The sequence below is a fragment of the Vibrio sp. 10N.222.52.C12 genome (assembly GCF_041474215.1).
Lineage (GTDB): Bacteria > Pseudomonadota > Gammaproteobacteria > Enterobacterales > Vibrionaceae > Vibrio > Vibrio crassostreae_C.
Map to the genome: position 1 here is coordinate 1 of NZ_JBFRTR010000177.1, position 14,114 is coordinate 14,114.

Sequence of the window (14,114 nt, forward strand, 5' to 3'; positions counted from 1 at the left end):
GCCCGGGGCACCATCTATTAAAGTCTTTATCTCGATAAAGCAAATGCGATACTAGCTCAGTTGGTAGAGCGCAACCTTGCCAAGGTTGAGGTCATCGGTTCGAACCCGATGTATCGCTCCAAATTAAGAAGCCCGAACAGAAATGTTCGGGCTTTTTGGTTTCTGACGTTTAGCTTTTACGTTTAAGAACTCTTCTTGTTCGAATCCGCACTCAACATTCATTTCTATCTCTGTTTCAAATTTTGCAATCAAGTTAGTTTTTAAAAGCGAGATTCCCTATGAACTCGTTCCTCGTGCTAGGGAATGACGGAAAGACGGTATGACCTCAAAGTCTCTCTAGTAACGTTTATAAATCCACGTCGTCATCCTCGGGTGTGAGGAACGAATGAACCGGGGATCTCTTGCCGCTTGCTGATTAACTTCAGTTTAATCTATTGCATCAGATAGTTTCTTGAATAAAGCAATACAATGACATGTTGTAAGGGGTTCTCTATGAATTCACACCTCGCTCTAGGGAGTGACGCCATGACCTAAAAGCTTCTCTAGCAACGTTTATAACCCCACGTCGTCATCCTCGGGTATGAGGAACGAATGAACCGGGGATCTCTTTCCCAAACGATAGTGTGACGATATTTACAGCAATTGCTTAGCCACCGCTGCTATTTATCAAGCTATTACTAAAAACTATTGATCGTTCATTTCACTTTATGTTACTTTCCCGCGCAATCTCGGAATGAAAATGTTCAAGAAGAGCAACGATTGCTTCTGGGGGATACGCGTAGTGACCATTCTTGCTGATTGGGACATTACGTAGGGTAGGTATTGGCTAGTCCTTTAGCTGATAGACGGGATACTTATGGCGCAGTTCGTCATGTTAATGGGAAACCCAACATTGAACACACTAATTACAACATTGCTAATCAGCTCTGCATTTCCAAAGGGACCAGCTCCTCATAGCTGCCCGATCCTGCAAAAATGTCCAATTCTTCAAAACAGTAGCATTACTGAACCTTGAGCTCACGCTAACAATTTATCGCTGTCTTAAGACGGCTTAATTTCGTATTCGTCATTTGACTTATGCGAGCGTACAGCTATATCTCATTTCTAGACAATACGTGTACTTACTATGAACTCTCTCCAAATTTAACGAGAGTTGGTGGGTAATTGCGTCTGATGGAGGTGAGTATGAACACATTCAAGGGGACTTTTATGACTACCGCCTTTGAAGTCGATATCAATACTATCGCAAATTCATTTTCAACTATGGTTCCTATCTTAGAGGGAACGTACGACCTAACACCTGACGCTATTTTGCTAGAGCAAGAACAGCATGAGTCGGATGTTCGCTCTTACCCAAGACGCCTGCCTATTGCTATTAAACGAGCATGTGGCGCTTTAGTTGAAGATACTCGTGGCCAACTCTTTCTCGATTGCTTAGCCGGTGCAGGTACACTTTCTCTGGGTTACAACCACCCTGAGATTAACCAAGCACTTAAAGACCAACTCGATTCTGGTTTGCCATACCAAACACTTGATATCACGACTCAAGCAAAAGAGACGTTTATCAAGCGAGTTAAAGCTTTTCTTCCTCAAGACTTTTCAAATAACTCGGTTCTTCAATTCTGTGGCCCATCTGGCGCTGACGCTGTGGAAGCGGCGATCAAGCTCGCCAAGCAAACCACAGGTCGCAACACCATGTTTGCTTTCCGTGGTGCTTACCATGGTATGACGAACGGCACCATGGGTATGATGGGTAACCTCGGCACTAAAGAGCGTCGTAGCGGCTTGATGTCTGATGTGCACTTCATGCCTTTCCCATACAACCTACGCTGCCCGTTTGGTATTGGTGGTGAAGCGGGTGCTAACGCGAGCATTCGTTACATCGAACGTATGTTGAATGATGACGAGTCTGGCATCATGAAACCGGCGGCGATGATCGTTGAGCCTGTGCAAGGTGAGGGCGGTGTGATTCCTGCTCCAGCATCTTGGTTACAAGGCCTACGTCGCATCTGTGATGAGCACGGCATCCTACTGATTTTTGATGAGATTCAGTGTGGTGTGGGCAAAACTGGCCATCGATTTGCGTTTGAAGAGTCTGGTGTTAATCCAGATATCTTATGTTTATCTAAAGCGATTGGTGGCGGACTGCCTATGTCGCTGCTTGTGTTCGATAAGAGCATTGATACATGGAAAGCGGGTGAGCACACCGGTACATTCCGTGGTAACCAATTAGCAATGGTCTCTGGCGCTAAGGCGTTGGAGATCATCGAACGAGATGGCTTAGTTGAGCACGCGAACATCGCAGGCCAATATTTACGTCACGGGCTTGAGAAGATTCAATCACGCGTTAGCTGTATTGCTGAAGTTCGTGGTAAAGGCCTGATGCTCGGTGCTGAGATCAAACAACCAAATGGTGAGCTTAACAAGTTTGGCGAACCACAATCAGACGGCGAACTAACCCTAGCGATTCAACGAGCAGCGTTAGAGCGTGGCTTGATGGTTGAAAAGGGTGGTCGTGATGGCTCGGTAATTCGTTTCCTTCCGCCAATGATTATCTCTTTTGAGCAGATTGACTTTGCACTCCGCGTAATGGAAGAAGCGATCATCGCAGCTGGTGGTGGCTTACAACAAGACCCAACTTCAAGCGAACAAGCAAACCAAGAATGGAACAAGCATTTCATCCATACAGGTTTAGGCGGTAGCGACGAATTTGCTAACGTGATGAACCAAACCACTCAAGCGATGAAAGCGGTTTTTGAACAGGTTGAAACCCCTTATTCGGGTTTAGATCCAAAAGTGCTAGAAGCAGCTATCAATGCTGTCGACCTTGATAACAATCAACACGCTTTGGTTGATGTTGTAGATAGTACTGCAGACCTTGTCGCTGCAAACTCCATCTTCGTGCAACACCCAGATTGCATTGCACACCTTCACACTCCTCCTCTTATGGCTTCGGTAGCAGCGGAATCGATTATCGCGGCATTGAATCAATCAATGGATTCATGGGACCAAGCATCGGCTGCGACTTATGTTGAGCAGCGCGTTGTGGATTGGATGTGTGACAAATACCAACTTGGCGCACAAGCTGACGGTGTTTTCACTAGCGGAGGCACGCAAAGTAACCTAATGGGTTTATTGCTTGCGAGAGACGGGGTTGCGGATAAGCACAATGGTCATTCTATCCAAAAGCTTGGCTTACCAGAATACGCGAGCAAGCTGCGTATCTTATGTTCAAAGAAATCTCACTTCACGGTTCAAAAGTCAGCCTCTCTACTAGGGCTAGGCGAAGCGGCAGTGTGCTGTGTTGATACCAATGCAAACGGCACTATCAAGCCTGACTTGCTAGACGCAGAAGTGAAAGCACTGAAAGCACAAGGTCTGATTCCTTTTGCTGTGATTGGTACTGCGGGCACAACCGATCATGGTGCTATCGATGACCTTGATGCGATTGCAGAAATCGCAAGTCAGCAAGATCTTTGGTTCCATGTCGACAGTGCTTACGGTGGCGCGCTTATCTTGAGTAGCCACAAGGCTCGCTTACAAGGCATCGAAAAAGCGGACTCTGTGAGTGTCGATTTCCACAAATTGTTCTATCAAACAATCAGCTGCGGCGCGGTATTGTTGAAAGACAAAGCGAACTTTAAGTACCTTCTACATCACGCAGATTACCTAAACCGCGAACACGATGAACTGCCAAATCTAGTCGATAAGTCTATTGCGACCACCAAGCGTTTCGATGCATTGAAAGTCTTCATGACGATGCAAAGCGTTGGACCAAAGCAGTTGGGTGATATGTACGACCATCTTCTTGAGCAAACGCTAGAAGTGGCAGACCTGATTCAAAACCAAGCTGACTTAGAGCTACTCGCAGAGCCGTCACTATCAACAGTGCTGTTCCGATCTAAGCCGTCAGCAAACGGCGAGCTAGATTTAGACAAATTGAATCAAACGCTAAGACTGGAAGCGCTGACTCGTGGTGTTGCAGTACTCGGTGAAACGGTCGTGGATGGTAAGAGTGCGCTTAAATTCACTATCTTGAATCCGTGCCTAAAGACATCAGATTTCAAATCTCTAATTAACAAAATTCAAACTCTAGCCACTGAGCTAGCAGAACAACAAGGGTAATTAATACTATGGCTATTCTACAAATTGGTGCAGGCGGCGTTGGTTGGGTTGTTGCACACAAAGCAGCACAAAATAACGAAGTACTGGGTGATATCACAATCGCTTCTCGCACAATCGCGAAGTGTGAAAAAATCATCGAATCTATCAAGGGCAAAAACAACCTTAAAGATTCAACTAAGAAACTAGAAGCACGTTCAGTAGACGCTGATGATGTTGATGCGCTTGTTGCTTTGATTAAAGAAGTTCAGCCGGATCTAGTGATCAACGCTGGTCCTCCTTGGGTAAACATGGCAATCATGGAAGCATGTTACCAATCTAAAGTTTCTTATTTAGATACATCGGTAGCGGTTGACCTATGTTCTGAAGGCCAACAAGTACCACAAGCTTACGATTGGCAGTGGGGCTACCGTGAGAAGTTCGCTGAAGCAGGCATCACAGGTATTCTTGGTGCTGGTTTCGATCCAGGTGTGGTATCAATCTTTGCTGCATACGCGGTTAAGCACTTGTTCGATGAGATTGACTCAATTGATGTAATGGATGTGAATGCTGGTGACCACGGCAAGAAGTTTGCGACAAACTTTGACCCAGAAACCAACATGCTTGAGATCCAAGGCGATTCTTTCTACTGGGAAAATGAAGAGTGGAAACAAGTACCTTGTCACTCTCGTATGCTTGAGTTTGAATTCCCGAACTGTGGTTCTCACAAAGTTTACTCAATGGCGCATGATGAAGTTCGTTCAATGAAAGAGTTCATCCCAGCTAAGCGTATCGAATTTTGGATGGGCTTTGGTGATGCATACTTGAACTACTTCAACTGCATGCGTGATATCGGTCTTCTTAGCCCAGATCCGCTAACACTGCACGATGGTACTGTGGTTCAGCCTCTGCATGTTCTTAAAGCACTACTACCGGATCCAACATCTCTAGCTCCGGGTTACACTGGTTTAACGTGTATCGGTACTTGGGTTCAAGGTAAGAAAGATGGTAAAGAGCGTAGCGTATTCATCTACAATAACGCAGACCACGAAGTGGCTTACGAAGACGTAGAGCACCAAGCGATCTCTTACACAACTGGTGTTCCAGCGATTACCGCTGCACTTCAGTTCTTCCGTGGCGAATGGGCTGATAAAGGCGTGTTCAACATGGAACAGCTAAATCCAGATCCGTTCCTAGCAACTATGCCGGAAATTGGTCTAGATTGGCATGTTCAAGAGCTTGAAGCAGGCCAAGGTCTTCCAGTGATTCATGAGCTGAAAAAATAAGAACTGATTTCTTGTTTTGATTGCTAATTAAAGGGGACATGGATTGTTCCCTTTTCGATGATGATAGCCTTGAAGCTTTGGTATCATTTATTTTGATTTTGTCACTCACTGCGCTCGGACAGGACAAAATCAAAATAAATCACACCAAAATTGTTAATTTACCTTTCCATCTATAGATGCTGCTTGAGTGTTTACAAAAATGACGTTTAAGAAAGAAGAACTAAAAACCCCATATTTCATGATCAACGAAGACAAGTTGATTGCGAACTTAGAAAAAGCCAAGCAACTGAAAGAGATTTCAGGTGTGAAATTGGTACTTGCGCTTAAGTGCTTCTCGACTTGGGGCGTGTTTGACATCATCAAACCGTACCTAGACGGTACTACTAGTTCTGGCCCTTATGAAGTGAAATTAGGTCACGAAACTTTTGGCGGTGAAACTCATGCTTACAGTGTGGGCTACAGTGAAGATGACGTGAGAGAGGTTGCTGACATCTGCGACAAGATGATCTTCAACTCTCAAAGCCAACTTGCTGCTTACCGTCATATTGTTGAAGGTAAAGCTTCACTGGGTTTACGTTTAAATCCGGGCGTGAGCTACGCAGGGCAAGACTTGGCGAATCCAGCACGTCAATTCTCGCGTTTGGGCGTGCAAGCTGACCACATCAAACCAGAAATTTTCGATGAGATTAATGGTGTGATGTTCCACATGAACTGTGAGAACAAAGACGTCGATGCGTTTATCGGCCTGCTTGATTCAATCTCAGAACAGTTTGGTGAGCACTTAGATAAGTTGGACTGGGTGAGCATGGGCGGAGGTGTGTTCTTCACATGGCCTGGCTATGACATCGAAAAACTCGGTCTTGCGCTGAAAGCCTTCTCTGAAAAGCACGGTGTGCAGATGTATCTTGAGCCGGGTGAAGCGATCATCACTAAAACAACCGACCTAGTTGTGACAGTGGTCGATATTGTTGAGAACGTGAAGAAAACAGCGATTGTGGATTCAGCGACTGAGGCGCACCGCCTTGACACGCTTATCTACAATGAGCCCGCATCAGTATTGGAAGCATCAGAAACAGGCAGCCATGACTACGTGATTGGTTCGTGTTCATGTCTTGCGGGCGATCAGTTCTGCGAAGCGAGCTTTGATGAGCCACTTAAGATTGGTCAAAAGCTGCATCTGTTAGACAGCGCGGGTTACACAATGGTGAAATTGAACTGGTTCAATGGCCTTAAAATGCCTTCAATCTACTGTGAACGTAGCAGTGGTGAAGTTCAGAAGCTAAATGAATTCGGCTATGAAGACTTCAAACGCTCATTATCACAATGGTCAGTTAAGTAACTGAATCACAAGTTCAGAGCAATACAAAGAGCAGCTAATGAGCTGCTCTTTTTTGTTCTCTAATTTTGTTTATTTAGCTTTCAATCATCACACGAGTATCTTCACTGAGCGTTTCGAGTTCATTAACTACGTCGTCGATCTGTACTTCGATTGGCAGCTTAACGGCGATTTTTGATGTGAATAGACTTGAGCTAACACCGCCGCCACCAGCGATAAAGACGCGGTGACAATCCATATCGAGAATACTGATTCCTTGTCTATCCAATACATGAGTCACTTCATTGACGATACCTGCTCGGTCGTTAGAGTCGAGTCTCAAGTGATGGACCGTGTCTTGAACATTGTGTGTATGATCGGAATCGACAAACTGCACGATGAGATCTGGATTGGCGCTGAACGCTTCTTTTACAATCGATTCGTTGATGGCTGGAAGTTGAACCTTTAGTACGCCTGCGACTTGGTCTTCAATAAAGTTCACTTTACTGATGAGCCATTTGCCGTCGTTTTCGTGAGTAACCGCAGCAAGCTGTTTGATTGTTGCTGGTGATGCTTTTCCGAGAAAGTTTACGATAAATGTACTGTTCATATCAGCCCCCAAGGTTTCAATTATTCTTTGCTAATTAAATGTTTGATATCACGCGATAAAGTTCTTTAATTTCAGTGTAGAAGGTTACATCGAACAATGTTTGACCTAGGTCAATTTTTGAAACTAAGCTTCGATGCAAAAAAAGAGAATGAAGAGTAGGGCACAAAAAAAGCGGCTAGAGAGCCGCTTTTTAGAAGAGTTGTCACTGTGATTGATGATTCAGCAACTTATACTCAATAACTTATATTGAGTAGTACTAGAGACGAATTAGAACGTTACTTTGAAGTTCATACCAACAAACTGAGAGTCGTATGGTGCGCCAGCATCGTAAGCAAAACGTGCAGCGTCTTGGTTATCCCACCAAGGGTTAGTATTCAGGTTAACTTCTGCATCACCGCCCCATGCGTCACTTACCCAGTAGTGAATGTGTCCAACAGGGTTAAGGAAAAATAGCGACACATCACCCATGGTTTGAGAGCCCATCACTTCGCCACCTGAAGCAATGATATCCTGCTCTGCTTCTAGCATCATTTCACCGACAACCGCACCGAAGAAAGGTGTGATGAAGAGATCTTGCCATGAAGGTACTTCTGCAAACGCTTCTACGCCGTACTCCCAGAAGAACGTCGACATAGTCCAAGAGTATAAGAATGACTCAAACTCGTCGTAACCTGCGTGTCGAGCTGCGGTGTAGTAAACACCACCGAAATATGGGTGCATTACGTAGTTTAGGAAGTGTTCGTCACGGTCCCATGTTGGACCAGCAGAAACGTTATCTTTCCACTTTTTACCTAATGAGCTGATATCACGTTGGTCATCATCCCACTTAGTAATACTTTCAGGGAGCAGAGTCATTAGACCCACTGTCGCGACACTCAAGCCAAGAATGGTGTAGGTTTGACCCATTAGGTAATCCCAATCTTTCTCCTGACTCACCAACATGTGTTTTGGTTGTTGGATTGAGAAGTCGTACTCATCACTCGATTCGCTCAGTGCGTAATTGGTACTAGGCTTGTAGGTGTACAAGTTGTCATTAAAACAGTAATCTTGAGCACATTCATCCGAGTAAGAAAGGTTGATTGGCTGGTCGAAGTCGTATTGGCTTGCAACCGAGTTAACTGACATTAGCATTGAAAATGCGGCAGTAACCTTTGCTAGTAACGGTGATTTGGACACAAGGGTCTCCATGAGAAAGTTTGGAATTGATCAGGGTCACAATTATCTATTAAATGCCTGATTTAGGGAACTAATAATTTATAGCTTTTCCTAAGAAAACCTTAGGTTTAACATTATTAATATTAGTGAAAAGGCGAATTGCTCCAAATTCAACCATAGACCAGTTTGTAAATAATGCAGTGTCTTTTTATGACAACAAGGGATAGAAATATGACGAAAATCGCAATGTTAAGCACAGGTGAAGAAGTTCTTCATGGAGACATTGTAGATACAAACGCAGCTTGGATGTCTGCTGAGTTTTATCAGCATGGTTTTGCGCTTGCTAAGCGCTCAACTGTGGGTGATCAAATGAATGCTCTTGTTGAAGAACTGCTGATGCTGAGCTTTAACTATGATGTGGTTATCGTTAATGGTGGTTTAGGCCCGACAACCGATGATATGAGTGCTGCCGCCGCTGCAGCTGCTTCCGAGCAGAAACTCGTCATGTTCCCTGAATGGCTTGCTCGTATGGAAGAGATGTTCTCTGGACGTGGCATGCCAATGCCAGACAGCAACCTTAAACAAGCTTTGTTACCTGCGAGTTCAGAGATTGTCGATAACCCTGTAGGGACGGCTTGTGGCTTCAAACTGAAAATTAACGATGCGACTTTCTATTTCACGCCGGGTGTACCAAGTGAATTCAAGCGCATGGTGACGTTTGAGATTCTTCCTGACTTGTCGTGTACCTACCCTCAAGTGGTTGCCTCTGAATGCAGTCGACTGTTTACGTTTGGTTTGTCTGAGTCCGGTATCTCTGATGTTTTGGATCAACTAAAGCTGCCAGAAGGTTATGAACTTGGTTATCGCTCTTATCTGCCGTTCATTGAGGTCAAACTGTTTGGTCCTAAGGCAGACTTAGAAACTCGCGTTAAGCTTCTGCAGATGGTTTACAAGCTGCTAGAGAGTAATGTCGTTAGTGTTGATGAGCCGATGATTGACCATATTGGACACATCATGGCGGAAAAAAAGAAGACGTTATCTGTGTCTGAAGTGTCGACCAAAGGTTCACTGTCAGCGTGGCTGCAATTGAATGAGCAGATAGAAGATTGCTTCGGACACTCATGGGTGATGGCTGAGTCAAAAGAGAGCGAACTTGAAAAGAGCGATCCATTAGCCGCGACCTTTGCGCTGGCTGGAGCAACAAGAGATAAGTGCGGAACTGAATTGGCTTTGGTGACTGGTAAGCTGGAAGGCAACACATTCAGCGTTGCATTGTCGACTGAAGCAGGCGAGTGGGGGCAGGTACTTGAGTTTTATCGTCAGTACTCGCGTGAAGACCAACGCAACGTGATTAAGACCGTTGCCGCCGATATGCTGAGAAGGCATTTAGATAACAAACCGATGTTTGGTACTTATTCTTCGGTTAAGCGATTAAAAGACATGTTTATTCCAGCGGCTATCATTAAGTAGCTATGTAAGCTAACTCGCTAAGTCTGTATTAAAAACGCTAGAAAAAACGAAATAAAAAGGCCCAACATCTAAATAGGTGTTGGGCCTTTTGTTTATCTAGCCTTCTAGATAACCAAACAAGCAGCGATGTTTACACGCAACTCATGTCTGTAAGAACTCGATTACAAACCGCTTGTCATATGTAGGCTGTAGAACAAACCACGGCCGATTAACTCTGAAGCCAAGAACAATACTAGTGCTAAGCCAAGGTTAACTGGGTTCACTTTTGCTTTGTTCAGCATAGGTAGAATCCAAATCAACAAGCTTGCCATTAGCAGTGCCACTTGAAGAATCACATAGCTACCTAAACCATCGACTAACTCAGACGCTTTTGCCGCTGAAGTTTGGATGTCTCCGATTAGGTTCAGTTTTCCTACTGTCACAAGCAAGCTGATAGCAACAGCGATAACAGCCAACATGGTGATGTTACGGTCAACCGTAAAGCGGCTGTCGTTTGCGAATACAATCACGAACTGAGATAACAGCAAGCCACCCACAACCATCGTCATGATGAAGCTCAGTGGTGTGTAGATGTTGTCCCACGTCGGTACTGTGTTGATCATGTATACGTTGATCATCGCGTACATGAAGATAACACCCAGTACCATCGCGCCAACCATCAGTGCTTTCTGGATAGCAACGCCACCTTTCTTGACTACCGACAGTAACCATTGCAGGCCACCGACAGCGAAGAATGCCGCACCGAAGAACACTTCGTTAGACAACCAAGCCGAACCTAGCTGATTAAAAGCGTTAAACGCGCGCAGTGGAGAGCCAAGGTGCGTTGTCGAGAACATGAAGCCAAGACCCATCAGTACCCATAGGATAAACATTGGAACCTTGTAGCTGTTCAGCTTCTCTTCGTCATGACCAAGTACCAGTGCACGTGCGCCAATCAGTAAGTAACCACCAACCGCAGTTTGCGCCAGCACCGTAAAGAAGATTAAAGACCACTCATGAAAAATCATCTTACACCTCCTTCGGGTTTGCTAGGTGACCGCTGGTATCGCCAGTCGGCTTCGCGTTTTTGTTCAGCTTAATCACGATGTTTGGTAGCGTTTCTGTTGAAGATGGCAGTGGAGCCACATCCGCACCAGAGCCGTACTTCTCACGAAGTGTATTGATTTCACCAAACTCCAATGCACGAAGTGGGCAAGACTCAACACAGATAGGCTGTTTGCCTTCAGAAACACGTTGGTAACAACCATCGCATTTCGTCATATGACCTTTCTTAGCATTGTATTGTGGTGCGCCGTAAGGACACGCATTGCTACAGTGCTGACAACCAATACATACGCTCTCATCAACCACAACCAAACCGTCTTCATCACGTTTGTGCATTGCGCCCGAAGGACACACTTTCACACACGCTGGGTTAGTACAGTGGTTACAAGCGATAGATAGGTAGTAAGAAAAGACATCTTTCTGAACCCAGGTATCACCATCTTGAGTGAAGCCACCACCGGCATATTCGTATACGCGACGGTAGTTCGTTTTGATGTCTAGATCGTTATAATCTTTACAAGCAAGCTGACAGGTTTTACAACCCGTGCATTTACTTGAATCAATGTAAAAGCCGTATTGTTTCATTCCAACCTACCTTATGCTTTCTTTAGCGCTTTGATTTGAACTAGGTTTGTATGCTGAGGGTTACCCTTAGCAAGTGGGCTCGGGCGCTGAGTCGTCAGCACGTTGATAGAGCCTGCATGGTCGATCTTCTGACCATCTGGTGCGTACCATGCACCTTCGCCTAGTGCGACAACTCGAGGAAGAATCCTAGGTGTCACTTTCGCTGGAATATGTACTTCGCCACGGTCGTTGAAAATACTCACCATGTCGCCGCTATCAATACCACGTTCTTTTGCATCGATTGGGTTGATCCACAACTCTTGCGGTGCTGCTGCTTTGATTTCTGCAACGTTGCCGTAAGTCGAGTGAGTACGAGCCTTGTAGTGGAAACCGGTTAGCTGAAGTGGGTACTTCTCTGCTAGTGGGTCGTTATGACCTTCGAAAGAGTCCGCGTAAATCGGAAGTGGGTGAATCACTTCGTCTTCTTTCAGCTTCCAAGTCTTCGCGATATCAGCCAGTTGCTCTGAGTAGATCTCGATCTTGCCACTTGGTGTGGTCAGTGGGTTCGCTTCAGGATCTTTACGGAAATCTTCATAAGCGATGTAGTGGTGGTCGTAGCTACGTTTGTAGATACCCAGCTCTTTCATCTCTTCGAAGGTTGGCAGTGTTGGATCGTTCTTACGAGTTTCTGCGTAAAGGTGCTCAATCCATTGCTCTTGAGTACGGCCTTCGGTGAACTCTTTTTCTACGCCCATTCGTTTCGCAAGCTGAGTACACATCTCGTAGATAGATTTCGCTTCAAACTGAGGCTCAATCGCTTTCTGCGCGTAGATGAAGTAAGGCATGTTCGCCGCTTTACCGTCCATACACCAGTCGTCTTGCTCAGACGTTGTTAAGTCTGGCAGGATGATATCGGCGTACTTCGCTGAAGACGTCATATGGTTATCAACCACGACAATCATTTCACACGCACTTTCATCTTGAAGAATCGCGTGAGTCTTGTTGATGTCTGAGTGTTGGTTAATGATGCAGTTACCTGCGTAGTTCCAGATCATCTTGATTGGGTTCTTAAGGCGCTCTGCACCGCGAACACCATCAGTGATGTCGGTCATTTCATGGTGACGGTAAATCGCGTCTGTCCACATGAACATTGAAATAGACGTTTCAACTGGGTTTGGCACAGTAGGGAAGCGGACAAATGGAATGTTGATGTCGCTTTCACGAGCGCCTGTTGAACCGCCTGATACGCCCACAGAGCCAGTGAGCAGTGACAGCATCGCGATTGCACGACACGCTAGTTCACCGTTCGCAGTGCGTTGTAAGCCCCAACCTTGGTGAATCGCACATGGTTTCGCTGTGCCCATTTCACGGCCAAGCTTAACGATGGTGTCAACTGGAATACCCGTGATCTTAGAAGCCCATTCTGGTGTCTTCTCTACGCCATCTTCACCTAAACCTAGGATGTAAGATTTGTAGTCGCTGTTTTTAGGCGCTGATGCAGGAAGGGTCTTCTCATCGTAACCGACACAGTATTTGTCTAGGAACGGTTGGTCGACAAGGTCTTCAGTGATCATCACGTGTGCAAGACCCGCTACCAATGCCGCATCTGTAGAAGGACGAATTGGGATCCATTGATCTTCACGGCCACCGGCAGTATCGGTGTAGCGAGGGTCGATGATGATCGTTCTTGCGTTTGATTTGTTTTTGCTTTCAACGTAGTGGTGGATCTGGCCGCCACCAGACATACGCGTCTCAGCAGGGTTGTTACCAAACTGAATGTTAAGTTTAGTGTTCTCTAAATCAGAGAAAGAGTTGTTGTTTGCCCAACCGCCGTAGGTGTAGCTCAAGCCTTTCGTGATTTGCGCTGTTGAGTAGTCACCGTAATGGTTTAAGTAACCACCACTTAGGTTCATTAGACGAGCAATCAGCGTTTGAGCTGGTGGCCAAGATTTAGTAACCGTGCCGCCCAGCGTACCTGTACCGTAGTTTAGGTAGATAGTGTCGTTACCGTAGTCTTTGATAAGGCGTTGCATGGTGCCAGCGACTTCATCATAAGCCTCTTCCCAGCTAATACGCTTAAACTTACCTTCACCACGTTTACCCACACGTTTCATTGGGTACTTTAGGCGATCTGGGTTATAAACACGGCGGCGCATCGAGCGACCACGTAGACACGCACGAACTTGGTGATGACCGTATTCGTCAGTGCCTGTGTTGTCTGTTTCTACGTATTTGATTTCACCGTTTTGTACATGCATACGCAGTGGGCAGCGAGAGCCACAGTTTACTGTACATGCACTCCATACGATTTTCTCATCCACATTTTCAGCAACTGCAGCCGCTACTGGTTTGGATTTGAAAGGTAATGCAATACCGCCCGCAAGTGCAGCTGCACTACCTACTGCAGAGGAAGCTTTCATGAAGCCTCTTCGAGTAAGATTCATTACCCCAGATTCTTTCTTATTCGTCATTCTAAGATGCCTTTTGCTATTGATAGCTAGCACTTTATAGGTAGTTTGTTCTTTATGTATTTATTTCGAATTATTGATTGATTGGTATCAAATAAGTG

At 45.4% G+C, this 14,114-nt stretch carries 9 protein-coding genes and 1 tRNA gene; 5 read left to right on the forward strand and 5 right to left on the reverse strand.

Annotation, left to right across the window (positions count from 1 at the left end):
• Window positions 1-45: 45 nt before the first annotated feature.
• The 4 genes from AB4623_RS23205 (at window position 46) to nspC (ending at window position 6,726) form a co-directional block, all read left to right on the forward strand.
• Window positions 46-121: transfer RNA gene (locus AB4623_RS23205), tRNA-Gly, on the forward strand.
• A 1,064-nt stretch (window positions 122-1,185) separates the two neighbouring features.
• Entirely contained in the window at window positions 1,186-4,125 is a 2,940-nt protein-coding gene (locus AB4623_RS23210) for a pyridoxal phosphate-dependent class III aminotransferase (RefSeq protein WP_372147440.1), read from the forward strand.
• An 8-nt stretch (window positions 4,126-4,133) separates the two neighbouring features.
• Window positions 4,134-5,387 (forward strand): carboxynorspermidine synthase, encoded by a 1,254-nt coding sequence (locus AB4623_RS23215; RefSeq protein ID WP_017061002.1) that lies wholly within the window; start codon window positions 4,134-4,136, stop codon window positions 5,385-5,387.
• Between the two features lie 199 nt (window positions 5,388-5,586).
• Window positions 5,587-6,726 (forward strand): carboxynorspermidine decarboxylase, encoded by a 1,140-nt coding sequence (gene nspC / locus AB4623_RS23220; protein WP_017063550.1) that lies wholly within the window; start codon window positions 5,587-5,589, stop codon window positions 6,724-6,726.
• A gap of 73 nt (window positions 6,727-6,799) precedes the next feature.
• Here the strand turns inward: nspC and AB4623_RS23225 are convergent, their stop codons facing one another.
• Both AB4623_RS23225 and AB4623_RS23230 read right to left on the reverse strand, forming a co-directional pair.
• Window positions 6,800-7,312, reverse strand: coding sequence for a glycine cleavage system protein R (locus tag AB4623_RS23225; RefSeq protein WP_372147442.1), 513 nt, complete (start codon window positions 7,310-7,312; stop codon window positions 6,800-6,802).
• Window positions 7,313-7,579: 267 nt separating this feature from the next.
• Window positions 7,580-8,488, reverse strand: coding sequence for a DUF3943 domain-containing protein (locus tag AB4623_RS23230; RefSeq protein ID WP_017065591.1), 909 nt, complete (start codon window positions 8,486-8,488; stop codon window positions 7,580-7,582).
• Window positions 8,489-8,698: 210 nt separating this feature from the next.
• On the opposite strand from AB4623_RS23230, the gene AB4623_RS23235 reads away from it, so the two are divergent.
• Window positions 8,699-9,937 carry a CinA family nicotinamide mononucleotide deamidase-related protein gene (locus tag AB4623_RS23235; protein ID WP_102320479.1) on the forward strand — a complete coding sequence of 413 codons (1,239 nt, stop codon included), beginning with the start codon at window positions 8,699-8,701 and terminating at the stop codon, window positions 9,935-9,937.
• 161 nt (window positions 9,938-10,098) lie between these two features.
• On the opposite strand, the gene AB4623_RS23240 is transcribed toward AB4623_RS23235, so the two are convergent.
• From AB4623_RS23240 to AB4623_RS23250, 3 genes are read right to left on the reverse strand one after another with little or no spacing between them, the layout of a single operon-like run.
• The gene (locus AB4623_RS23240) at window positions 10,099-10,944 is read right to left on the reverse strand and encodes a DmsC/YnfH family molybdoenzyme membrane anchor subunit (protein ID WP_017060997.1); all 846 of its coding nucleotides are present in this window, start codon (window positions 10,942-10,944) and stop codon (window positions 10,099-10,101) included.
• A 1-nt stretch (window position 10,945) separates the two neighbouring features.
• Entirely contained in the window at window positions 10,946-11,566 is a 621-nt protein-coding gene (locus tag AB4623_RS23245; protein ID WP_004733360.1) for a DMSO/selenate family reductase complex B subunit, read from the reverse strand.
• Between the two features lie 11 nt (window positions 11,567-11,577).
• Entirely contained in the window at window positions 11,578-14,016 is a 2,439-nt protein-coding gene (locus AB4623_RS23250) for a DmsA/YnfE/YnfF family dimethyl sulfoxide reductase (protein WP_017069171.1), read from the reverse strand.
• Window positions 14,017-14,114: the final 98 nt, after the last annotated feature.